Consider the following 22496-nt stretch of genomic DNA (forward strand, 5'->3'; position numbering starts at 1 on the left):
TGTTCTCAGCTCTGGTTGAAGAACCCGCCCTCTGCGATGCGGGCCTTGTCCTCCGCCGTGACATCGACGTTAGCAGGCGACAACAGGAACACCTTCTGCGTCACACGCTCAATGCTGCCATGGAGACCGAAGACGAGTCCCGCGGCAAAGTCGACAAGTCGCTTCGCATCGGTGTCGTCCATCTCCGTGAGATTCATGATCACCGGAGTGCCCTCACGGAAGTGTTCCCCGATGGTACGGGCCTCGTTATAGGTCCTGGGGTGCAGCGTGGTGATCCGGTAGGGCTCCCGCTCGGACACGACCTTGGGCATGATCACCGGTGCGTTCTTCTCCAGGTTCGGGCGGTCAGGTGTGATGGATGCCACGGGGGCGATTCGGGCGGGTCGTCCGCTTTCCGCCGGGAGCTGAACAGGTTCCCGGGGTGCGGGTGGCTGCACCGCTCGCACCGGTTCGTCCCGTTCCCGCTCCACCGGATGCACGGGCTGGTGCCGCCGCCGATCCCTCTCGGGCTCCGGCTCGGGTTCGAATTCGTCGTCGGGGTCGAACCCCGGACCGTCGTACCCATCGTCCTCCACGAGGCCGAGGTAGACCGCCATCTTGCGCATCGCGCCGGCCATGCTCCGAGTCCTCCGCTCTGTGGTGGATCGGCATTCGTGTCACCAAGTGCCCGAGATCCACTCCGGCCTGCCCGCTTCGAGCGGGAATGACCATATTTTCTGCTGTGGTCCGACTTGCTTCGCGACGTTACCCGAGCCGGGGTCGGACTCCGAGTACCGCCGTACCGACGCGTACATGTGTCGCCCCGGCCGCGACCGCGTCCTCGAGATCCGCGCTCATCCCGGCAGAGACCATGTTCGCAGCCGGATGGTTCCCGCGCAGGCGCGATGACAATTCCATCAGGCTGTCGAACGCGGCCCGTTGCCTGCCCGCATAGGGGCCGGCGAGCGGGGCGACGGTCATCAGGCCGTCGAGCCTGAGTCCTTCAGCCGCTGCCACCGACTCGGCCAACTCCTCGATCGCATCCGGTGCGACGCCACCCCGGTCCCCGCGCTCACCGCTCTCGGCGTCGAGTGCGACCTGGATGAGGCAGCCGAGCTCACGCCCACCCCTGACCGCCGCCGACGAGAGTGAGGTGACCAGCTTCACCCGGTCCACCGACTGCACCACATCGGCATAACCGGCCACGGAGCGGACCTTGTTGGTCTGCAACTGTCCGACAAAGTGCCATGTGAGCGACAGATCCGCACAAGCCGCGGCTTTTGGCGCCGCGTCCTGATCGCGGTTCTCCGCGACATGCCGCACACCGAGTTCATGCAGAATGCGCACATCACTCGCGGGGTAGGTCTTGGTGACCACGATGAGTGTCACTTCTTCACGCTTGCGGCCGGCGGTCGCGCAGGCGGAAGCAATGCGTTGCTCCACCTCTGCCAGATTTGCCGCGAGTTGTGTACTGCGATCCGTCATGCCCTATCAGTCCAACCAGACATATCCGGCGAGCCGTCCCGTGGTGCGGTCGCGGCGGTACGAGAAGTGGTCACCGGATTCCAGCGTGCAGAACGGCGAGCTGTGCCGGTCACCGACGCCGAGCTCGTCGAGCTGGGCGTGGACTCCGGCCGTGACATCCACCGCGGGCGTTCCCCAGCTGGTCTCCGACCAGGTCGCCGGGACGGCCCCGGCGACCTCTGCGCGCATCCGCTCCGGAACCTCGTAACACCGTCCGCAGACCGCCGGCCCGGTGTGCGCGACGATCCGGGACGGCTCGGCGCCGAGTGCGATCATGGCCTCGACCGTCGCCGGGACGACTCCCGCGACCAGACCGGGCCGGCCGGCGTGGGCGGCCGCGACGACACCGGCATCCGGGTCGGCGAGCAGTACCGGTGTGCAGTCGGCGGTGAGCACCGCGAGCGGGAGCCCGCGCCGCGCCGTCACCACCGCGTCCACGGCGGGGACGTCCGAGGCGTCGCCCCAGGGTCCCTCGACCACGGCCACGTCCCGCCCGTGCACCTGGTTCATCCAGACCACTCGGGCCGGGTCGAGACCGAGGGAACCGGCGGCGCGTGCGCGGTTCGCACGGACGGCGGCGGGGTCGTCGCCGACCGCACCGCCGAGATTGAGCTCCTCGTACGGAACGGCGCTCACTCCGCCCCACCTGTCGGTGAAGGCGAAATGCGCGCCGCCCGCCGAAGACTCCGCGGCTTTCACCGCGTGCTGCGGACCTATCACTTCAAGAAGTCCGGTACGTCCAGCTCTTCGGCCTGGGTGTCCTGGTAGGGACGGGCCGTCGGGACGTGCGGCGGGGAAACCGGCGGCAGCGAGGTCTCGTTCGCCACGGGCGCCGGCTCGGCCGGCGTCTGGGGCTCCTCACGCGGAGGCACGGAACCCAGTCCGCCGGTCTGGCGCGCCGGCTCGGCGGCCCGGGCCGGCGGAGCCGGCTCCTCACGCTTGCCGGCGCTCGACCCGAGGACGTTCTCCCGACGGGCCGGCGGCTGTCCGCCGTCGAAGCCCGCCGCGATGACCGTGACCCGCACCTCGTCGCCCAGCGCGTCGTCGATGACCGCGCCGAAGATGATGTTCGCCTCCGGGTGGGCCGCCTCGCTCACCAGCTGGGCGGCCTCGTTGATCTCGAAGAGACCGAGGTCGCTGCCGCCGGAGATGGAGAGCAGGACGCCGCGGGCGCCGTCGATGGACGCCTCCAGGAGCGGCGAGGAGATCGCCATCTCCGCCGCGGCCACCGCGCGGTCGTCGCCGCGGGCGGAGCCGATGCCCATGAGCGCCGATCCGGCCTCCGACATGACCGACTTGACGTCGGCGAAGTCGAGGTTGATCAGCCCCGGGGTGGTGATGAGGTCGGTGATGCCCTGGACGCCGGAGAGCAGCACCTGGTCGGCCGACTTGAACGCGTCGAGCACGCTGACCTGGCGGTCCGAGATGGACAGCAGCCGGTCGTTGGGAATGACGATGAGGGTGTCGACCTCTTCGCGGAGCTCGGCGATGCCGTCCTCCGCCTGGTTCGCGCGTCGGCGGCCCTCGAAGGTGAACGGCCGGGTGACCACACCGATCGTGAGGGCGCCCAGCGAGCGCGCGATGTTGGCGACGACGGGTGCGCCGCCTGTGCCTGTGCCGCCGCCTTCTCCGGCGGTGACGAAGACCATGTCGGCCCCCTTGAGGACCTCCTCGATCTCCTCACGGTGGTCCTCTGCCGCCTTACGACCGACGGCCGGGTTCGCCCCGGCGCCGAGGCCACGGGTGAGTTCACGGCCGACGTCGAGCTTGACGTCGGCGTCGCTCATCAACAGTGCTTGCGCATCGGTGTTGATCGCGATGAACTCGACGCCCTTGAGGCCGACCTCGATCATTCGGTTGATGGCATTGACACCACCGCCGCCGACACCGATGACCTTGATGACTGCGAGGTAGTTCTGCGGTGCTGCCACGTCGAAGGCCTCTCGCCTCGAGTTACGTGTCGTCGCTTCGCGGTAGTCCCGCCGCGACGACGGATGCCGATTGGGTCGGTCCGGACGCCGACCCAAACCCTAACGTTGAAGTTTAGGGTTACCAGTGTGTCTGCTTCTTGGACTCTTCCGAACAGGACACTAAGTCGACAAGTGGCGCACGTTCAACGAACACGCCGAACCTCCCGTTTTTCTTTTCACCCTATGTGATCACCCGTAGCGCTGACCAACCAGGGGGCTGGCCAGGCCAAACGCGCGTCAACTCTTCGAAGCCGCAGGGGCCGTGGGAGCACTCACGTCGAAGTGTCCCGCTTTGGGGGACGCTTTCATGAGAGCGGTGAGGACCCGCGCCTTCACGGACCCCTCCTCACCGCTGCCCCACATCACCGTGCGTCCCCGGGTGAGTTCGAGGACCGTGGAGTCGTACGAGGTGACCCGTACGGCCTTCGTCTCCCCGGACACCTTCCCCGGGAGGTCTCCCGCGACTCGGACCGCTTCCCGCAGCAGACGGTTGCCGCCGAACCGGCGCAGGCTCGCCGACTGATCAGGCGTCAATTCCAGAAGCGGGACACGCGGGGGCGCTTTGTCCACCGTTGCGAACCGGACGCCCTTTGCATCGACTTCAATGAACTTTCCGCCCTTTTCGACCAACAGGACCGGCTTTCGTTCGGTCACCTTAAGGCTGACCCCGTGCGGCCACGACCGTACGACATCCACGGAGTCGATACGAGGCAACTTCTGGCGCAGCCGGTCCGCGATCGCATCGGTGTCCACGGAGATCAGCGGAGAGCCGACCGGGGCCGCCGCGGCGGCCTCCACCTCGCCCTGGGTCAAAACGTCCGTACCGGTGGTCGTGACCTGCTCCAGTCGCAGCCAGGACGAGCCGTAGAGCACCCAGACCGTGGCCGCGGCGGCCAGCACGAGGCCGATCGCGGTCAGAACCAGCCGCGTTCGGCCGGTCATCCGTCGCCCCTCGGGGCCGATGTGCGGCGGGCGGGCCGGACTGTCGGCCCGCTCGGCCTCGCCGCGCTGGGCAGTCGTCGGTCCGGCCACGCTCACTCCTTCGCCGGACCCGGGGCGCGCGCCCCGGGTCCGCATCGCCTCACGCCTGGCGGCGTGCGGCAATCGCCTCGTACACCATGCCGACGAGCAGGTCGTCGGCGTCCCGTCGCCCGAACTCCGCGGCGGCCCGGGACATCTCGTACAGCCGGTGCGGATCCGAGAGCACCGGAAGGACGTTGCCCTGCACCCATTCCGGGGTGAGCGCCGCGTCGTCGACCAGCAGACCACCGCCGGCGTTGACCACCGGCTGGGCGTTGAGCCGCTGTTCGCCGTTGCCGATCGGCAACGGGACGTAGGCGGCGGGCAGCCCGACGGCGGAGAGCTCGGCGACGGTCATCGCGCCGGCGCGGCAGAGCATCATGTCGGCCGCGGCGTACGCCAGGTCCATCCGGTCCACGTACGGTACCGGGATGTAGGGCGGCATCCCGGGCATGTTGTCGATACGCGGCAATTCGTTCTTCGGTCCGACCACGTGCAGGATCTGGATCCCGGACCGCTGGAGCAGCGGGGCGATCCGCGTGACCACCTCGTTGAGGTGGCGGGCGCCCTGCGAGCCGCCCGAGACGAGCAGCGTCGGCAGGTTGGGGTCGAGCCCGAAGGCGGCACGCGCCTCCGGGCGTACGCGGGCCCGGTCGAGGGTGGCGATGGTCCGGCGCAGCGGGATGCCGATGTAGCGGGCGCCGCGCAGCTTGCTGTCCGGGGTGGACACGGCGACCCCGTGGGCGTAGCGCGAGCCGATCTTGTTGGCCAGGCCCGGCCGGGCATTGGCCTCATGGACGACGATCGGGACCCCGGCGCGCTTGGCCGCGAGGTAGCCGGGCAGGGCCACGTAGCCGCCGAAGCCGACGACACAGTCCGCCTTGGTGCGCTCCAGGATCTGCTCGGCGGCCTTGATGGTGCCGCGCAGCCGTCCCGGGACGGTGATCAGCTCGGGTGTGGGCTTGCGCGGCAGCGGTACCGCAGGGATCAGTGCCAGCTCGTACCCCCGCTCGGGTACGAGCCTGGTCTCGAGTCCGCGCTCCGTGCCGAGGGCCGTGATTCCCACGGTCGGGTCCTGCCTCCGCAGGGCGTCTGCGAGGGCAAGCGCGGGCTCGATGTGCCCGGCGGTCCCCCCGCCGGCGAGTACGACATGCACCGAAATTCACCGCTCTCCGGACGGACGCTTCATGACGCGCCGTCTCATCGTCTTCCATCTGACCCCGGGCCTCCGCATGGCCAGGGCCGCTCTCGCCGCAGGGTCCTCTCGCGCGAAGGCGATCATGAGCCCGACTGCGAACATGGTCGGCAGCAGGGCCGAGCCCCCGTAGGAGAACAGCGGCAGCGGGACTCCGGCGATCGGCAACAGGCCGAGCACCGCACCGATGTTGATCACGGCCTGCGCCGTGATCCAGGTGGTCACGCCTCCCGCTGCGTACCTCACGAAGGGGTCCTCCGTGCGTCCGGCCACGCGGATACCCGCATAGCCTAGAGCCGCGAAGAGGGCCAGCACCGACAGCGTCCCCGCCAGGCCCAGTTCCTCCCCGGTGATGGCGAAGATGAAGTCGGTGTGAGGCTCGGGAAGTTGACCCCATTTTTCCACACTCGCACCGAGCCCGGAACCGAACCATCCGCCGGACGCCAGAGCGTAGATTCCGTGCACCGCCTGCCAGCACGAGTCGCCGGGTCCGGGCTCGGACGCGCCGATGCACCCGAGCCGTGACATCCGGTTGGGGCTGGTCTTGATGAGGGCGAATCCGATCAGACCGGCGACGGCCAGCACGCCCGCGAAGAGCCTGGTGGGGGCACCGGCCAGCCAGAGCAGGCCGAAGAGGATCGCAGTGAGAATGATCGCGGTGCCCATGTCCCCGCCGAGCATGATCAGTCCGAGCAGCATGAAGGCGACCGGCACGAGCGGCACCAGCATGTGCTTCCACTGGGCCAGCAGCCGCTTGTCCTGCTTCCGGGCCAGCAGATCCGCGCCCCACAGGATGAGCGCGAGCTTGCCGAACTCACTGGGCTGGAGCTGGAAGGGGCCGCCGAGGTAGATCCAGTTCTGGTTGCCGTTGACCGACATCCCTATCCCCGGCACCTGCACCAGGACCATGAGGAAGACCGTGCCCATGAGCAGCGGGTAGGCCAGTGCCCGGTGGAGCTTGACGGGCACCCTGGCGGCCAGCAGCATCAGGCCGGCCCCGATCACGGCGGCGAGGAACTGCTTGCGGAAGAAGTACGTTCCGGGCCGTGCCAGCTCCAGGGCCTTGATCATCGAGGCGGAATAGACCATGACGAGGCCGAGCACGGTGATCAGCAGGCTCGACCCGAGGATCAGGTAGTAGGCCGTCAGAGGGCGGTCCCAGGCCCGTCGTGCCCGCTCGTAGGTCCGCCGGATCGCGGCGCCCCGGGGCGGCCGGGGCGGCGTACCCGCTCCACGGGCCCCGCCACGTGGCACGGCGGGCCTCCGGGAGCCGGTCGCGGGCCGGCTCCGCAGGGCCATGCCCGCCAGGGGCCCTGGCCCCGCGGACAGCGGTCCGGTGAGCAGGACCGGGGTGAGCGCCCGGCTGATCGCCGCGGTCACCCGTGAGCGGTCGGCTCCGCGCGCGGCTGAGCTCTCGTCGGCCGGCATTGTCGCTTGGTCCCCTCCACTGCTCGTGCCCGGGGCTGTCGCCGTGCGCCCGGCCCCGGGTGGTTGCCGCTCGTGACCGGGGCACCGGACGCTCTCCGGTCCTCCGGGACAGTACGACGCGGGGGCCGGGCCCGTCAGGCGCTCTCGTCGGCGAGTTCGCGGACCGCGTCCGCGAACGCCTCGCCCCGCTTGTTGTAGTTGACGAACATGTCCATCGAGGCACAGGCCGGGGCCAGCAGGACGGTGTCACCCGGCAGGGCCAGCCGTGCCGCTTCGCGGACCGCTGCGGACATCGCCCCAGTGTCGGTCCGGTCGAGGTCGACCACCGGTACCTCGGGGGCGTGTCGCGCCAGGGCTTCGCGGATCAGTGCCCGGTCGGCGCCCATCAGCACGACGCCCCGCAGGCGCTTCGCGGCACCGGTGACCAGTTCGTCGAAGGTGGCGCCCTTGGCCAGGCCGCCGGCGATCCAGACGATCGGTTCGTAGGCCGCGAGGCTGGCTTCGGCGGCGTGGGTGTTGGTGGCCTTGGAGTCGTCGATGTACGTGACGCCGGCGACGTCGGCGACGTGCTCGATGCGATGGGCGTCGGGGCGGAAGGCCCGCAGCCCGTCGCGCACGGCGGCGGGCTGCACGCCGAACGCGCGGGCCAGCGCCGCCGCGGCCAGGGCGTTGGCGATGTTGTGGGGTGCCGGCGGATTGACGTCGCCGACCTCGGCGAGCTCCTGGGCCTGCTTCTGGCGGTTGGCGACGAAGGCCCGGTCGACGAGGATGCCGTCGACCACCCCGAGCTGTGAGGGACCGGGCGTACCGAGGGTGAAGCCGATGGCCCGGCAGCCCTCCTCGACGTCCGCCTCGCGCACGAGGTCCTCCGTCGCCTGGTCCTGCGCGTTGTAGACGCAGGCGATGCTGTTGCCTTCGTAGATCCGGCCCTTGTCGGCGGCGTAGCCGGCCATGGAGCCGTGCCAGTCGAGATGGTCCGGGGCCAGGTTGAGCACGGCCCCGGAGTGCGCCCGCAGCGAGGGCGCCCAGTGGAGCTGGTAGCTGGAGAGCTCGACGGCGAGTACGTCGTACTCCTCGTCGCCGAGCACCGCGTCCAGCAGGGAGACCCCGATGTTGCCGACGGCGGCCGTGCGCAGGCCCTCCGCTTCGAGGATGGAGGCGAGCATCCGCACGGTCGTGGTCTTGCCGTTGGTGCCGGTGACGGCGAGCCAGGGCGCGGCGTCGGGGGCTCGCAGCCGCCAGGCGAGTTCGACGTCGCCCCAGACGGGGACGTCCGCCTCGGCGGCTGCGAGGAAGAGCGGCTTGTCCGGCTTCCATCCGGGTGCCGTGACGACGAGCTCGGTGGACTCGGGCAGGGTCGCGCCGTCGCCGAGGCGCACGGTGATCCCGAGCGCCTCCAGCTCGGCTGCCTGGGCGCGGGAGCGCTCGTCGTCGCCGTCGTTGACGACGGTGACGAGGGCGCCCCGCTCGTGCAGGGCGCGGGCGGCGGGGATACCGCTGACGCCGAGCCCGGCGACCGTGACGTGCTTGCCCTGCCAGTCCACGTTGCTCACTTCTTGGCTGCCCATCCCGCGTAGAAGAGGCCCAGTCCGACGATCACGCACATGCCCTGGATGATCCAGAAGCGGACCACGACAAGGACTTCGGACCACCCCTTGAGTTCGAAGTGGTGCTGTAGCGGCGCCATTCGGAAGACCCGCTTGCCGGTCATCTTGAAGGAGCCGACCTGGATGACCACCGACATCGTGATCATCACGAAGAGGCCACCGAGGATGGCCATCAGGAACTCCGTGCGGGAGCAGATGGCCAGGCCGGCGAGCGCGCCGCCGAGGGCGAGCGAACCGGTGTCACCCATGAAGATCTTCGCGGGTGAGGTGTTCCACCACAGGAAGCCGAAGCAGGCGCCCATCAGTGCCGAGGCGACGACCGCGAGATCGAGTGGGTCGCGTACCTCGAAGCAGGCCTGTGGGTTGGTGAGCGTGGTCGCGTTGGCGCAGGACTCCTGGAACTGCCAGAGACCGATGAAGGTGTACGCGCCGAAGACCATCACCGACGCGCCGGTGGCCAGGCCGTCCAGACCGTCCGTCAGGTTCACGCCGTTGGACATCGCCAGGATCATGAACAGCGCCCAGACCACGAACAGCACCGGGCCGATGGACCAGCCGAAGTCCTCGACGAACGAGAGCCGGGTCGAAGCCGGGGTGTTGCCCCGGATGTCCGCGAACTGGAGCGAGAGCACCGCGAAGGCGATGCCGACGATCAGCTGGCCGGCCATCTTGGCCTTGGCCCTCAGACCCAGCGAGCGCTGCTTCACGATCTTGATGTAGTCGTCGAGGAAGCCGACGAGGCCCATCCCGGCCATCAGGAACAGGACGAGGACGCCGGAGAAGCGCATCTCCTCGCCGGTGATCACCTTGGCCAGGACGTACGCGATGATCGTCGCCAGGATGAAGGCGATACCACCCATGGTGGGCGTGCCCTTTTTACTGCCGTGGGTACGCGGGCCGTCGTCCCGGATGAACTGCCCGTAGCCCTTGCGGGCCAGAAGTTTGATCAGCAGCGGGGTACCGACCAGGGTCAGGAAGAGCCCTATGGCCCCCGCGAAGAGGATCTGCCTCATCGGACGGCGACCTCGCCCTCGGTCGTCTCCAGCAGTGCCAGGGCGACCTTCTCCAGGCCGACCGACCGGGACGCCTTCACCAGCACGACGTCTCCCGGGCGCAGTTCACTGCGCAACAGGTCGACGGCCGCCTGTGCGTCGGACACGTGCACCGACTCCTCACCCCACGAACCCTCGTTATATGCGCCCAGTTGCAGCCAGGAGGCTTCTTTTCCTCCGACAGCGACGAGCTTGCTGACGTTGAGCCGGACGGCGAGCCGTCCGACGGCGTCGTGCTCGGCGAGCGACGCGTCACCGAGCTCGGCCATCTGACCGAGCACCGCCCACGTGCGCCCCCCGTCTGCCCGTCGGGCCTTGCCCATGGCGGCCAGCGCACGGAGTGCGGCCTTCATGGATTCGGGGTTCGCGTTGTAGGCGTCATTGACGACCGTCACACCGTCCGGACGCTCGGTGACCTCCATGCGCCAGCGGGAGAGGGTGCCCGCCCCGGAGAGCGCATCGGCGATCTCGGTCACGGACATGCCCAACTCATGGGCGACGGCGGCCGCGGCGAGCGCGTTCGACACGTGGTGCTCACCGTACAGGCGCAAGGTCACGTCGCTGCACCCGGTGGGTGTGTGGAGCTCGAAAGCGGGGCGGCCGTCGTCCGTGAGCCGCACGTTCTCTCCCCGTACGTCCGCATCCGCGGCCTCTCCGAACAGGAGCACCCGGGCTTTTGTGCGGGACGACATCGCCCGCACGAGCGGGTCGTCGGCGTTGAGGATCGCGGCGCCGTCCTCCGGAAGGACCTCGACGAGCTCGCCCTTGGCCTGGGCGATGGCCTCGCGGCTGCCGAACTCCCCGATGTGGGCACTGCCCACGTTGAGGACCAGACCGATGCGCGGCGGCGTCAGGTCCGCGAGGTAGTGGATGTGGCCGATGCCCCGCGCACCCATCTCCAGCACGAGGTGGCGGGTTTCCGCCGTGGCGCGCAGCGCGGTGAGCGGCAGACCGATCTCGTTGTTGAGGGAGCCGGGCGTCCAGACCGTGGGCGCCTTGCGCTCCAGGAGCTGGGCGATCAGGTCCTTCGTGGACGTCTTGCCCGCCGATCCGGTCAGCGCGACGACGGTGGTGCCGAGGCGTTCGACGGCGGCGCGGGCGAGAGCTCCGAGCGCGGCCACGACGTCGTCGACGACGATCGCCGGGACGCCGACGGGCCGGGCGGCGAGCACGGCCACCGCGCCCGCCTCGACGGCGCGCTGCGCGTAGTCGTGGCCGTCGACCCGCTCGCCCGCGAACGCGGCGAACAGGGAGCCCTGCCGCACCTCCCGGGAGTCGATGACGACGGGGCCGGTGACGACTGCGGAGCCGTCCGGTACGTCGTGCGGCTGCCCGCCGACGATTCCGGCGATCTCGGCGAGGGAAAGGGCGATCACTTGGTCATCCCTGACTGTTGTTCTCATGGGTGTGTGCGCGGTCCTCGGAGGCGTGCGCGGCGCCGGTGCGCCCGAGGGAGCCCTCGATGGCCTCGCGCAGGACCTTCCGGTCGTCGAAGGGACGTACCACTCCGTGGACGTCCTGGCCCTGCTCGTGTCCCTTTCCGGCCACCAGAACGGTGTCGCCCGGCTCGGCCCGGGCGACGGCGGCGGCGATGGCCGCGGCCCGGTCGGCGTCGACGAGCACGTCGCCGCGCTCGTGGACCGGCACCTCGGCCGCGCCGGAGAGCATCGCGGCGAGGATCGCGAGGGGGTCCTCGGAGCGGGGGTTGTCTGAGGTCAGTACGGCGGTGTCGGCGAGCCTGGCCGCAGCCGCGCCCATCGGACCGCGCTTCGTCGTGTCACGGTCGCCGCCGCAGCCGAGCACGATGTGCACCCGGCCCTCGGTGACCTTCTGCAGGGAGCGCAGGACGGATTCGACGGCGTCGGTCTTGTGCGCGTAGTCGACGACAGCGAGGTACGGCTGTCCGGCGTCGACGCGTTCCAGCCGGCCGGGGACACCCGGGACGGCGGCGATGCCGTCGGCGGCGGTCTGCGGGTCGACGCCCGCGACCGCCAGCGTGACGATCGCGGCGAGGGTGTTGGCGACGTTGAACGGGCCGGGGAGCGGAGCCCTGGCGGTGATGCGCTCGCCCTGGGGGCCGGTCACGGTGAAGCTGCTGTCCTGGGGGCCGACCTCGACGCCCTCGGCCCGCCAGTCGGCGTCCGGGTGGCCCTCGGCGGAGAAGGTGACGACCGGAACGGTCGCCTCCTTCACCAGCCTGCGGCCGTACTCGTCGTCGAAGTTGACGACACCGAGCTTGCTGCGCTCCGGGGTGAACAGCTGCGCCTTGGCCTGGAAGTAGTCCTCCATCCCGGAGTGGAACTCCATGTGCTCCGGGCTGAGGTTGTTGAACACGGCGACGTCGAAGACACAGCCGTCGACCCGTCCGAGCACCAGGGCGTGGCTGGAGACCTCCATGGCGACCGCCTCGACGCCGCGTTCGCGCATGACGGCGAAGAGGGCCTGGAGGTCGGTGGCTTCGGGGGTGGTGCGCTCCGACTTGATCCGCTCGTCGCCGATCCGCATCTCGACGGTGCCGATCAGGCCGGTGCTGCGTCCGGCGCCGCGCAGTCCACCCTCGACGAGGTACGCCGTGGTGGTCTTGCCTGACGTTCCGGTGATGCCGATCTGGAGGAGGCCGACGCCCGGCCGTCCGTAGATCTCGGCCGCGATCTCGCCCATCCGGCCGCGCGGGTCCTCGGTGACGAGGACCGGGAGGCCGGTGGCGGCGGCACGCTCGGCGCCCGCGGGGTCGGTGAGGATCGCGGCGGCACCGAGACCCGCGGCCTGTGCGGAGAAGTCGGCACCGTGGAAGCGGGCACCTGGCAGGGCCGCGTACACGTCACCGGGGCGCACGGCCCGGGAGTCGTGGGTGATGCCGGTGACCTCAACGGAATCCTGCGGTCCGGCACCGAGCCGGGCGGCCAGGTCTCCGAGGGACGTGGGCCGCAGCCGGTCCGGCCGGGGCGCTCCCGGGTAGGTCACAGGCGCGTCCTTCTGAGTGGTTTGACACTGATCAGCGTGGGGCACGGCGGTGAGCGTACCGGGCGGACCGGGCCTCTCGCGAAGTGAGGGGCCGGGGTTGCGGTACTTCTCGTTCCGGTTCCCGGGATCGGGGGTGATGGTCGTCACTGAGGGTTCCCTCGAGTCACTCGCCGGGCTTGAAGGACACGGGCAGACGGGCGGGAGCGCTGCCGGATGGAGGTGTCTGGAGGGTCTTCAGGGCGAACTCCATGACCTTCTTGTAGATCGGGCCGCAGATCTGGCCGCCGAAGTAGCTGCCCTTGGTGGGGTTCTGGATGGCGCAGTAGACGGCGATCTGCGGATCGTCGGCCGGGGCGAAGCCCGCGAAGGACGCCGTGTAGCCCTTGTAGACGCCGCGTACGGGGTCGACACGGTTGGCGGTGCCCGTCTTGCCCGCGACCCGGTAGCCCTGGATGTGGGCCTTGGTCCCGGTGCCCTCCTCGTCGTCCACCACCGACTCCAGCATCTTCGCCAGGGTCTTGGCCGTCTTCTCACTGACCACCCGGGTGCGCTCGGGGGCCTCGGACGCCGTGTAGCGGCCGTCCGCGTCCTTGGTGCCGCGGACCAGGGTCGGCTCGATCCGGACCCCGCCGTTGGCGATGGCCTGGTAGACCGAGGCGGCCTGCATCGCGTTGAGCGACAGGCCCTGGCCGAACGGGATCGTGTACTGCTGCGAGGTCGACCAGTCCTGGGGCTTGGCGATGATGCCCGGCGACTCGCCCGGGTAGTCGAGCCCGGTGGTGCTGCCGATGCCGAACTTCCGCAGGTACGAGTACAGGACCTTGTTGGCCTCTGCCTGGGTCTTCCCGAGCTGGCCGGTGGCCAGGATGGTGCCGATGTTGCTCGATTTGGCGAGTACGCCGTTGAGTGTGAGGTACCAGGTGGGGTGGTCGATGTCGTCCCGGAAGAGCCGGTCGCCCCGGTGCAGCCTGTTGGGGACGGTGACGTGCGTACCGGGCGTGGCCGCCCCCTCCTCCAGCACGGCGGCCATGGACATCACCTTGCTGGTGGAGCCGGGTTCGTACACGTCCTGGAGTGCCGCGTTGCCCAGCGCGGCCGAATCGCTCTGGGCGAGGTCGTTCGGGTCGTAGCCGGGAGCGTTGGCCATGGCCAGTACCTCACCGGTCCTCGTGTTCTGGACGACCACGTAGCCGCGGTCCGCCTCCGACTTCTCGACCTGGTCGGCGATGGCCCGCTGGGCGGCCCACTGGATGTCGCGGTCGATGGTCAGCTCGACGTCGGTGCCGGCGACGGCCGGGGTCTCCGTGGAGCCGGCGGTCGGTACGGGACGGCCGCCCGCCTGGGCGTAGCGGATCTTGCCGTCCTCGCCCTGGAGCCGCTTGTTCAGCTGCGCCTCCAGACCGCCGCCGCCCTTGCCCTCGGCGTTGACGAATCCCAGTATCCCGGCGGCGAGGTCACCGTTGGGGTACACACGCTTGGTGGTGGGCTCCTGGAGGACTCCGGCCAGCACGTTGGCCCCGGGCCCTCCGTTCACCTTGTCCTCGGCCGCCTTCTCCGCGAAGACGGACTTGAGGTCCTTGATCTGCTTCCAGACCTGTGGGGTCTGCCGCCGTGCCAGCACCGTGTAGCGGCTCTTGGGGGTGGAGAGCTTCTTCGCGAGCTCCGCCTCGTCCTTGCCGAGGATCGGGGCGAGCAGCGCCGCGGCCTGCTGCGGGGCGTCCGGGGCCTTGCTGTCCTCGGGCGTGAACAGCTTCGGGTCGGCGGTGATGTCGTGCGCGTCGACGCTGGTGGCCAGGGCGATACCGCTGCGGTCGGTGATCTCGCCGCGTTCGGCGGCGATCGTGTACTCCAGGTAGCGGTTCTTCTCGGCCTTGGCCGAGTACGTGTCGGCGTCGACCGCCTGGACCTGGAGGAGCCGGACGACGAACGCCAGCATGACGAGGGTGAGGCAGAGGCTGATCAGGCGCAGCCGGGGGCGTGGGCTGCCCAGCTTGATGGACTGCGGGGAGCCGCCGCGCCGCTTCCTCGCCGCCGGGCGCCGGGCCTCGGGGCGGGCGGCGGGACGCGGGCGTCCCGATCCGCCTGCCACGTTACGGGAGCGCGCGGGGCCGGGTACTCGGCGGCGCGGCGGTTCCTTGGACGGCACTGCGTCACCTGCCGGAGCTCGTCGGGGGCGGTGTGGTCGGGGTCGTGGCCGGCGTCGCGGGGGAAACGGAGGGGGACGGCGTCGCCGAGCCGGAGGGAGCTGCCGGTCCGGCGGGCCCGCCGGCGTTCGTCCCGGGCTCGGGAGCGGGAGTGGGGGTGGGTGTGGGGGTGGGTGTGGGGGTGGGGTCAGGCTGCGCGGTGGCCCGCTCGGGCACTCCGCGGACAGTGCCGTCCGGGTCCAGGAAGGCGGGGCTGCCGCCCGGCACCATGCCGAGCTCCCTGGCCCGGCGTTCCAGCGCGTCGGGTTCGGAATAGCTGTCGACGTCCCGCTGGAGGGCCTGCTGCTCGTCGGTGAGCTCGGTGGTCTGCCTCTTAAGCTTGCTCAGCCTGAACGATCCTTCATTGAGCGCGGAGTTCAGCAGCAGGAGCGAGATCAGGCCACCGGCGAGCAGCAGCACGACCAGCAGGACGAAGGGGGTACGGGCGGCGGTGCTCGGCCCCGACGGCATCAGCCGGGCGAGCCGGCCGGCCCGCCCCTTCATCTGCTCGGCCGTCCCGGTCACCGCGGTGTCACCGCCCCGCCCTGCGTCCGGCCGGGCCGGGGGGAGCCGCTCACCGCTCCTCCTCGCGGATCCGCTGGGCGCCACGCAGCCTCGCGGGGGCGGCACGCCGGTTCTCGGCGACCTCTTCCTCGGTGGGCAGTTCGGCGCCGCGGGTCAGCAGCTTCAGCCGGGGCTGGTAGCGCTCGGGGACCACGGGCAGTCCGGGCGGCGCCGTATTGGCCGCACCCGCCGCGAAGACCTGCTTGACCAGGCGGTCCTCCAGCGAGTGGTACGAGAGGACTGCGATCCGGCCACCGACGGCGAGGCTCCGCACCGCGGCCGGTACGGCCCGCTCCAGGACGGTGAGCTCACCGTTGACCTCGATGCGCAGGGCCTGGAAGGTGCGCTTGGCCGGGTTGCCTCCGGTGCGCTTGGCGGCCTGCGGCAGGGAGTCACGGATCAGCTCGACCAGGCGGGCGCTGTTGCTGAAGGGTTCCTTCTCGCGTTCACGCACGACCGCCGAGACGATGCGCTTGGCCTGCTTCTCCTCGCCGTACGCGCGCAGGATCCTTACGAGTTCGCCCGGCGGATAGGTGTTGAGCACCTCGGCGGCGCCGATTCCGGTCGTCTGGTCCATGCGCATGTCGAGCGGCGCGTCCTGGGCGTACGCGAAGCCGCGGTCGGCCTCGTCCAGTTGCATGGAGGAGACGCCGAGGTCGAACAGCACGCCCTGGACCTTGGGGATCCCCAGCCGGTCGAGGACCTCGGGCAGTTCGTCGTAGACGGCGTGCACCAGGGTCGCGCGGTCGCCGTACGGGGCGAGGCGCTCGCCGGAGAGGCGCAGGGCCTCCTTGTCCCGGTCCAGGGCGACCAGCCGGGCGGTGGGGAACGCCGCGAGGAGGGCCTCGCTGTGCCCGCCGAGACCGAGGGTGCAGTCGACGACGACCGGGGGCTGCGGTCCTGTCGCCTCCAGAGCCGGGGCCAACAGGTCCAGGCATCGCTGGAGCATCACCGGGACGTGTCGGGTCTGGCTCAAAGTGCCCTCTCAGGCTCTGCCCCGTGTGGCCGCACATGCGGTCTGGTCCCCGCCCGCCCGGAAGGGGAGGCCGGCCGGCGCCGGGGAAGGGGCGTCGGCCGGCCGCGAGCGGGAGAGGGCCGGGCCGCATGTACGCCGCACATCACGGGGAACTCGAAAGAAGTAAGAATATGCAGAATGTGCAGGCGTGTCGGTAACTTCGCGTCACTTTAGTCCACCCTGCCATTCGATCCATTCCCGATCAACGAAGCGCGCAGCGCGTCGGACCGTCGCGGCTGTCCGGCGTCCTCACCCGGTCGGGCGCCTGGACGTGAGGCTTGTGGGTTACCTCACAACAAGCCGCGTTGACGTTCTTTGTCCCCTTCCACAGCACGCCGGGAACGATCGCGAAGGTTAACGTCATAGTTATGTCGACTTCTGCGCAGACTTCCGCCGAGACCGGTTCCGCCACTCCCGCCGCAGGGACGGTCACCGACCGCCTGGTCGAACTGAACACGAGTTACGCGGAGGCGTTCACCGACCCGGGCATGGACGCGAGGCCCGTACTCAAGGTCGCCGTGGTCGCCTGCATGGACGCCCGCCTCGACCTCCACCGCGCACTCGGCCTGGAGCTCGGCGACTGTCACACCATCCGCAACGCGGGCGGTGTGGTCACCGACGACGTCATCCGGTCACTGACGATCAGCCAGCGTGCGCTCGGTACCCGCAGCGTCGTGCTCATCCACCACACGAACTGCGGCATGGAATCGATCACCGAGGAGTTCCGGAAGGATCTGGAGTTCGAGGTCGGTCAGCGCCCGGCCTGGGCGGTGGAGGCCTACACGGACGCCGACCAGGACGTACGGCAGTCGATGCAGCGCGTGCGCACCTCACCGTTCCTCCTGCACACGGACGACATCCGCGGCTTCGTCTTCGACGTGACCACGGGCAAGCTGCGCGAGATCCCGCCCACCTCCTGAACCCCCTCGACATACGGGCTACTTCAGGCATATCGCCCTCACTTGTCCACAGGCGAGTGACACGAAGCGGTAACGGCAACAAGAATGCGGGTGTGACATCTCTCCGGGTCCTCCGGAGAGTGTCCGTATTTCGGGGCGGGCCGGGCATCTTCGTGCACCTGCCCGTGCACAAGGGGCCGAGGAGGGCCGGGTGACGACCTATGACGATCGAGCGAGCCTCACAGATCTGACCACCACAGCGGAGCGGGTACGCAGGTCGGTCGAGGGTGTGATCGAGGGCAAGCCTGAGGTCGTACGGCTTTCGCTGACCGTGCTGCTCGCCGAGGGGCACCTCCTGATCGAGGATGTACCCGGGGTCGGCAAGACGATGCTGGCCAAGGCGCTGGCGCGGTCCATCGACTGCTCGGTGCGACGTATCCAGTTCACGCCGGACCTGCTGCCCTCCGACATCACCGGGGTCTCGATCTTCGATCAGCAGCGCAGGGACTTCGAGTTCAAGCCGGGCGCGATCTTCGCGCAGATCGTGATCGGCGACGAGATCAACCGCGCGTCACCCAAGACCCAGTCGGCACTGCTGGAGTCGATGGAGGAGCGCCAGGTCACGATCGACGGCCAGACCTACGAACTGCCCGATCCCTTCATGGTCGTGGCGACCCAGAACCCGGTGGAGATGGAGGGCACCTACCCCCTCCCCGAGGCGCAGCGCGACCGCTTCATGGCCCGTGTGTCGATCGGCTACCCGAGCGCCGAGGCCGAGCTCCAGATGCTCGACGTGCACGGCGGTACCTCACCGCTGGACGACCTTCAGCCGGTGGCGCACGCCCACGACATCGTGAAGCTGATCGACGCGGTGCGCAAGGTCCACGTGGCCGAGTCGGTCCGGCGGTACGCCGTGGATCTGGTGGCCGCCACCCGTCAGCACCCGGATCTCAGGCTCGGCGCCTCGCCTCGGGCGACCCTGCATCTGCTGCGCGCCGCCAAGGCGTCGGCCGCGCTGTCCGGGCGGGACTACGCCCTGCCGGACGACGTCCAGGCCCTCGCGGCCGCGGTGCTCGCCCACCGGCTGCTGCCGACGGCGCAGGCGCAGCTCAACCGCCGTACGGCGGAGCAGGTGGTGCTGGACATCCTGCAGCGCACACCCGTGCCGACGTCGGGCGGCGGGGCCGCCCCGCTGCCCCAGCACCGTCCCGGCGGCCCGGTGTACGGCGGGCAGCCCGGCGTACGGCGGCTGTGATGACCGCCGGGGCTCCCGGCCCCGTGGACGACAGCGACGACAAGGGCGGCCCGCGCGCGGCTCTGAGCGGGCTGACGACGCGGGGGCGGTCCTTCCTCGCCGCCGGTGTCGCGGCTGCGGTCTGCGCTTACGTGCTGGGCCAGGGTGACCTGCTCCGGGTCGGGCTGCTGCTCGCGGTGCTGCCGCTGGTCTGCGTCACCGTCCTGTACCGCACCCGCTACAGGGTGGCCGGGAGCCGCCGGCTGTCGCCGTCCCGGGTGCCGGCGGGCTCGGAGGCACGGGTCCATCTGCGCATGGACAACGTGTCCCGGCTGCACACGGGCCTGCTCATGCTCCAGGACCGCGTTCCGTACGTACTCGGGCCACGGCCCCGGTTCGTGCTGGACCGGGTGGAGCCGGGCGGCGTACGGGAGGTGTCCTACCGGGTCCGCTCCGACCTGCGCGGGCGCTATGCCCTGGGGCCGCTGCAGCTTCAGCTGAGCGATCCGTTCGGGATGTGTGAGCTGACACGCTCCTTCAGCGCATACGACACCCTCGTCGTCATCCCCGCCACCGAACCGCTCCCGGCGCTGCGGCTCGCCGGGGAGGCCTCCGGCTACGGTGACGGCAGGCAGCGTTCTCTGGCGCTGGCCGGCGAGGACGACATCATCCCGCGCGGCTACCGCCACGGCGACGACATGCGACGGGTGCACTGGCGTTCCACCGCGCGCCACGGCGAGCTGATGGTGCGCCGGGAGGAACAGCCGCAGCGGGCCAGGTGCACGGTGCTGCTGGACACCCGGCGGATCGCCTACCAGGGCGCCGGGCCCGGATCGGCCTTCGAGTGGGCGGTGTCCGGGGCGGCGTCCGCACTGGTGCACATGCTGGAGCGCGGCTTCGCGGTGCGGCTGCTCACGGACGAGGGAAGCGCCGTGCCGGGTGAGAGCGCCGACGGCTTCGCCGGTTCGACCCAGGAGTCCGCGGACTCGGCGGGACTGATGATGGACACCCTCGCGGTCGTCGACCACTCCGACGGTGGCGGTCTCTCCCGTGCTCACGACGTGCTGCGCGGGAGCAGCGAGGGGCTGCTGGTGGCGTTCTTCGGCGACCTCGACGAGGAACAGACGGCGGTCGCCGCGAGGATGCGGCAGCGCAGCCGCGGAGCCGTCGCGTTCGTGCTGGGCGGCGACGACTGGTCACACGGCCCCGAGGCCGCGCCTCCCACGCCGGCCTCCGACCGTCTGCGGCTGCTGCGCGAAGCGGGATGGACCGCGGTGGCCGTGACACCCGGGGCGGAACTCGCCCAGCTGTGGCGGCACGCGGGCGCGGAGAGCTCCGGGGGGCAGTCCTCCGGAGCCGGCACGACGGCGGGGTTCTCCGGGGGATGGTCATGAGCGGGCGTACCCGGCTGGCGCTGTGCGCCTTCTCGGCGACGATGATGGCGGCTGGGGCCCTGCTGCCTCTAGTCGAGACGTCGAAGTGGGTCTTGCAGGCCGCGTTCCTGCTGGCGGTTCAGGGCTGTGTGGGTGCGCTCGCGCGCCGGATGCGCCTGGTACGGATTCTGACGGTGTCCCTCCAGGTTCTCGTCACGCTGTTGATGCTGACCCTGACATTCGCCAGGGAGCATGCGCTGTTCGGTCTGCTGCCCGGCCCCCAGGCGGTCCAGCGGCTCGCCGAGCTGCTGACCGCGGGCGCCGACGACGTCAGCAGGTACGCGATTCCCGCACCGGCGACGGACGGCATCCGGCTGATGCTGATCGGCGGCGTGCTTCTGATCGGGCTCGCCGTGGACGTCCTCGCGGTGACCTTCCGCGCGGCGGCCCCGGCCGGCCTGCCGCTGCTCGCGCTCTACTCGGTCGCTGCCGGGCTCTCCGACGGCGGGGCGGGCTGGCTGTGGTTCCTGCTGGCGGCCTGCGGGTATCTGCTTCTCCTCCTGGCCGAGGGCCGGGACCGGCTGTCCCGGTGGGGGCGGGTCTTCGGCGGTGTGTCCCGTACGTCCGGCGGTCTCGCTGCCGGACTGGAGGGATCCGGACGTGCTCTGGCACCGGTCCGTACGGGCCGCCGCATCGGCGTGGTGGCGCTGGGCATAGCGCTGGCGGTGCCCGCGGCGCTGCCCGCCCTGAACGGCGGGCTGCTGGAGGGCACGGGCGGCGGATCGGGCAGGGGAAGCGGCGGGGGCACGATCTCCGCGGTGAACCCGCTGGTCTCGCTGCAGAACAACCTCAATCAGCCGGAGAACCGGGAGGTGATGTCCTACCGCACCAACTCCCGGAACCCGCAGGACTTCTATCTGCGCATCCAGGCCCTGGATCAGTTCAGCGGCGGCGAGTGGCGTCCGTCGACCCGTCGGCTGAGGGACGTCCCGGACAGGCTGCCGCAGCCGGCCGGACTGGCCGGGGACGTGGCCGTCACCGAGATCCGGACGAACATCTCGTCATCGCGCTCGTACCAGCAGACGTATCTGCCGCTCCCCTACCCGGCGAGCGAGGTGGACATCCAGGGGCGCTGGCGGTTCGAACCCGAGGGGCGCACTCTCGTCGGCGACGACGGCCAGACGACACGCGGCGCACGGTACGAGGTCAGCAGTCTGGTGGTGGAACCGACGGCCGCTCAGCTCGCCGGGTCGCTGGAACCGCGTTCGGATCTGGTCCGCGAGTACACGCGGGTCCCGCCGTCGCTGCCCGATGTGGTCGAGGAGACCGCCCGGCGGGTGACCGACGGTGCCGCCAACGACTACGAGCGGGCGGTGCGGCTGCAGGACTGGTTCGCCACGGAGGGTGGTTTCCGGTACGACACGACGGTGACCTCGGGTACCGGCACGGCGGCGATCGAACGGTTCCTGAAGGACAAGGAGGGCTTCTGCGTCCACTTCTCCTTCTCGATGGCCGCTATGGCGAGGACCTTGGGCATTCCGGCCCGGGTCGCGGTGGGCTTCACTCCCGGCACGGCCCAGGCGGACGGTTCGGTCTCCGTGGGACTGCGGGATGCGCATGCCTGGCCCGAGCTTTTCTTCGAGGGCGTGGGCTGGACCCGCTTCGAGCCGACGCCGTCACGTGGCAGCACCCCGGCGTACACCCGGCCGGACGCGCCCTCGCAGGACCCGAGTGCTCCCGCGCTGCCGACGGACGGCGCCTCCGCGGCGCCGACGGCGGCCCCGTCCGCCTCGGAGTCCTGCCCCGCGCAGATGCGTCAGCAGGGTGAGTGCGGCGCGTCACCCGTTCCCGGCGCGGGCGATTCCGCCGGCCCCGGCACGTCCGCGGGCACGGTGGTGCTGTGGGTGCTCGGCTCCCTGCTGGTGCTGACGCTCCCGCTGATGCCGATGCTCTGGCGGCTGCGGGCCCGCGGCCGGCGACTCGGCTCATCCGGGGGACGTACGGCCGCTGACGCCGCTGCCAGAGTGATGGCGGCGTGGCGGGAGATCACCGATACGGCCTGGGATCACGGCATCCCGCCGGACGAGTCGCAGACCCCCCGCAAGGCCGCGGCACGTGTCGTACGACTGGGAGGCCTCGACGGGGCGGCGGCTGCCGCGGTCCACCGCGTCGCCGGTGCGGTGGAGCAGGTGCTGTACGCACCCGAGCCGGGCCCGGTGTCCGCGCCGGCCGAGGACGTGGAGACTGTCCGGGCCGGGCTGCGGGCCTCGGCGGGCCGCTGGGACAGGCTGCGGGCGACACTCGCGCCCCGTTCGGCCATCCGGGTGATCTGGGCCGTCTCGGACCGCCGGGCGGAGTTCGGCCGCCGTTGGTCGGACCGGGTGGGCCGCGACCGCTGGGCGGCGCGGCTTCGCCGCCTGTCCCGGCAGCAGGGCTGAGCCCCTGGATCCAGGGCCCGGGGGTCTCCGTGCCCTGGATCCACAGCCCGG

Annotated in this window: 18 protein-coding genes; 4 read left to right on the top strand and 14 right to left on the bottom strand. The window is 70.6% G+C overall.

Features of this window, described 5'->3' with window-relative positions; all coding sequences use genetic code 11:
- Positions 1 to 5 precede the first annotated feature (5 nt).
- From HED23_RS25275 to rsmH, 14 genes are all read right to left on the bottom strand, one after another.
- Positions 6 to 617, bottom strand: a complete 612-nt coding sequence (locus tag HED23_RS25275) for a cell division protein SepF (RefSeq protein WP_203185669.1) — start codon at positions 615 to 617, stop codon at positions 6 to 8.
- Between the two features lie 127 nt (positions 618 to 744).
- Positions 745 to 1464 (bottom strand): YggS family pyridoxal phosphate-dependent enzyme, encoded by a 720-nt coding sequence (locus HED23_RS25280; RefSeq protein ID WP_203185670.1) that lies wholly within the window; start codon positions 1462 to 1464, stop codon positions 745 to 747.
- A gap of 6 nt (positions 1465 to 1470) precedes the next feature.
- Complete coding sequence (gene pgeF / locus HED23_RS25285; RefSeq protein ID WP_203185671.1) at positions 1471 to 2202, bottom strand: peptidoglycan editing factor PgeF; 732 nt, start codon at positions 2200 to 2202, stop codon at positions 1471 to 1473.
- A 17-nt stretch (positions 2203 to 2219) separates the two neighbouring features.
- Positions 2220 to 3434 (bottom strand): cell division protein FtsZ, encoded by a 1215-nt coding sequence (ftsZ, locus tag HED23_RS25290; RefSeq protein ID WP_203185672.1) that lies wholly within the window; start codon positions 3432 to 3434, stop codon positions 2220 to 2222.
- A gap of 276 nt (positions 3435 to 3710) precedes the next feature.
- Positions 3711 to 4505, bottom strand: coding sequence for a cell division protein FtsQ/DivIB (locus HED23_RS25295; RefSeq protein ID WP_203185673.1), 795 nt, complete (start codon positions 4503 to 4505; stop codon positions 3711 to 3713).
- 49 nt (positions 4506 to 4554) lie between these two features.
- Positions 4555 to 5649, bottom strand: coding sequence for an undecaprenyldiphospho-muramoylpentapeptide beta-N-acetylglucosaminyltransferase (gene murG, locus HED23_RS25300; protein WP_104789811.1), 1095 nt, complete (start codon positions 5647 to 5649; stop codon positions 4555 to 4557).
- Positions 5650 to 5655: 6 nt separating this feature from the next.
- Positions 5656 to 6987, bottom strand: a complete 1332-nt coding sequence (gene ftsW, locus HED23_RS25305; RefSeq protein WP_386469628.1) for a putative lipid II flippase FtsW — start codon at positions 6985 to 6987, stop codon at positions 5656 to 5658.
- A gap of 263 nt (positions 6988 to 7250) precedes the next feature.
- Positions 7251 to 8684, bottom strand: a complete 1434-nt coding sequence (gene murD / locus HED23_RS25310) for a UDP-N-acetylmuramoyl-L-alanine--D-glutamate ligase (RefSeq protein WP_203185675.1) — start codon at positions 8682 to 8684, stop codon at positions 7251 to 7253.
- Entirely contained in the window at positions 8666 to 9736 is a 1071-nt protein-coding gene (mraY, locus tag HED23_RS25315; RefSeq protein ID WP_203185676.1) for a phospho-N-acetylmuramoyl-pentapeptide-transferase, read from the bottom strand. Before mraY ends, murD begins: the two co-directional genes overlap by 19 nt.
- Positions 9733 to 11151, bottom strand: a complete 1419-nt coding sequence (locus HED23_RS25320) for a UDP-N-acetylmuramoyl-tripeptide--D-alanyl-D-alanine ligase (RefSeq protein ID WP_203185677.1) — start codon at positions 11149 to 11151, stop codon at positions 9733 to 9735. The genes mraY and HED23_RS25320 overlap by 4 nt, the downstream gene beginning before the upstream one ends.
- Before the next feature lie 4 nt (positions 11152 to 11155).
- Positions 11156 to 12886 (bottom strand): UDP-N-acetylmuramoyl-L-alanyl-D-glutamate--2,6-diaminopimelate ligase, encoded by a 1731-nt coding sequence (locus HED23_RS25325; protein ID WP_420803048.1) that lies wholly within the window; start codon positions 12884 to 12886, stop codon positions 11156 to 11158.
- A 16-nt stretch (positions 12887 to 12902) separates the two neighbouring features.
- Entirely contained in the window at positions 12903 to 14885 is a 1983-nt protein-coding gene (locus HED23_RS25330) for a peptidoglycan D,D-transpeptidase FtsI family protein (protein ID WP_203185679.1), read from the bottom strand.
- Positions 14886 to 14889: 4 nt separating this feature from the next.
- Complete coding sequence (locus HED23_RS25335; RefSeq protein ID WP_238442106.1) at positions 14890 to 15447, bottom strand: FtsB family cell division protein; 558 nt, start codon at positions 15445 to 15447, stop codon at positions 14890 to 14892.
- A gap of 49 nt (positions 15448 to 15496) precedes the next feature.
- Complete coding sequence (gene rsmH / locus HED23_RS25340; RefSeq protein WP_203185680.1) at positions 15497 to 16462, bottom strand: 16S rRNA (cytosine(1402)-N(4))-methyltransferase RsmH; 966 nt, start codon at positions 16460 to 16462, stop codon at positions 15497 to 15499.
- Positions 16463 to 16869: 407 nt separating this feature from the next.
- Here rsmH and HED23_RS25345 point away from each other — a divergent pair, with 407 nt between their 5' ends.
- The 4 genes from HED23_RS25345 (at position 16870) to HED23_RS25360 (ending at position 22445) form a co-directional block, all read left to right on the top strand.
- On the top strand, positions 16870 to 17421 hold the full coding sequence (locus HED23_RS25345; RefSeq protein ID WP_203185681.1) for a beta-class carbonic anhydrase: 552 nt from the start codon (positions 16870 to 16872) through the stop codon (positions 17419 to 17421).
- Positions 17422 to 17611: 190 nt separating this feature from the next.
- A complete protein-coding gene (locus tag HED23_RS25350) occupies positions 17612 to 18655 on the top strand; it encodes an AAA family ATPase (RefSeq protein WP_203185682.1) in 1044 nt (347 codons plus the stop codon).
- Entirely contained in the window at positions 18655 to 20028 is a 1374-nt protein-coding gene (locus HED23_RS25355; protein WP_203185683.1) for a DUF58 domain-containing protein, read from the top strand. The genes HED23_RS25350 and HED23_RS25355 overlap by 1 nt, the downstream gene beginning before the upstream one ends.
- Entirely contained in the window at positions 20025 to 22445 is a 2421-nt protein-coding gene (locus tag HED23_RS25360; RefSeq protein WP_203185684.1) for a transglutaminaseTgpA domain-containing protein, read from the top strand. Before HED23_RS25355 ends, HED23_RS25360 begins: the two co-directional genes overlap by 4 nt.
- Positions 22446 to 22496: the final 51 nt, after the last annotated feature.

It is taken from the genome of Streptomyces pratensis (genome assembly GCF_016804005.1).
Taxonomy (GTDB): domain Bacteria; phylum Actinomycetota; class Actinomycetes; order Streptomycetales; family Streptomycetaceae; genus Streptomyces; species Streptomyces pratensis_A.

Coding starts and splice junctions, on each gene's coding strand:
- HED23_RS25275 (WP_203185669.1), bottom strand. CDS start 617: ATGGCCGGCGCGATGCGCAAGATGGCGGTCTACCTCGGCCTCGTGGAG.
- HED23_RS25280 (WP_203185670.1), bottom strand. CDS start 1,464: ATGACGGATCGCAGTACACAACTCGCGGCAAATCTGGCAGAGGTGGAG.
- HED23_RS25355 (WP_203185683.1), top strand. CDS start 18,655: ATGACCGCCGGGGCTCCCGGCCCCGTGGACGACAGCGACGACAAGGGC.
- ftsW (WP_386469628.1), bottom strand. CDS start 6,987: ATGGCCCTGCGGAGCCGGCCCGCGACCGGCTCCCGGAGGCCCGCCGTG.
- HED23_RS25360 (WP_203185684.1), top strand. CDS start 20,025: ATGAGCGGGCGTACCCGGCTGGCGCTGTGCGCCTTCTCGGCGACGATG.
- HED23_RS25345 (WP_203185681.1), top strand. CDS start 16,870: ATGTCGACTTCTGCGCAGACTTCCGCCGAGACCGGTTCCGCCACTCCC.
- murD (WP_203185675.1), bottom strand. CDS start 8,684: ATGGGCAGCCAAGAAGTGAGCAACGTGGACTGGCAGGGCAAGCACGTC.
- mraY (WP_203185676.1), bottom strand. CDS start 9,736: ATGAGGCAGATCCTCTTCGCGGGGGCCATAGGGCTCTTCCTGACCCTG.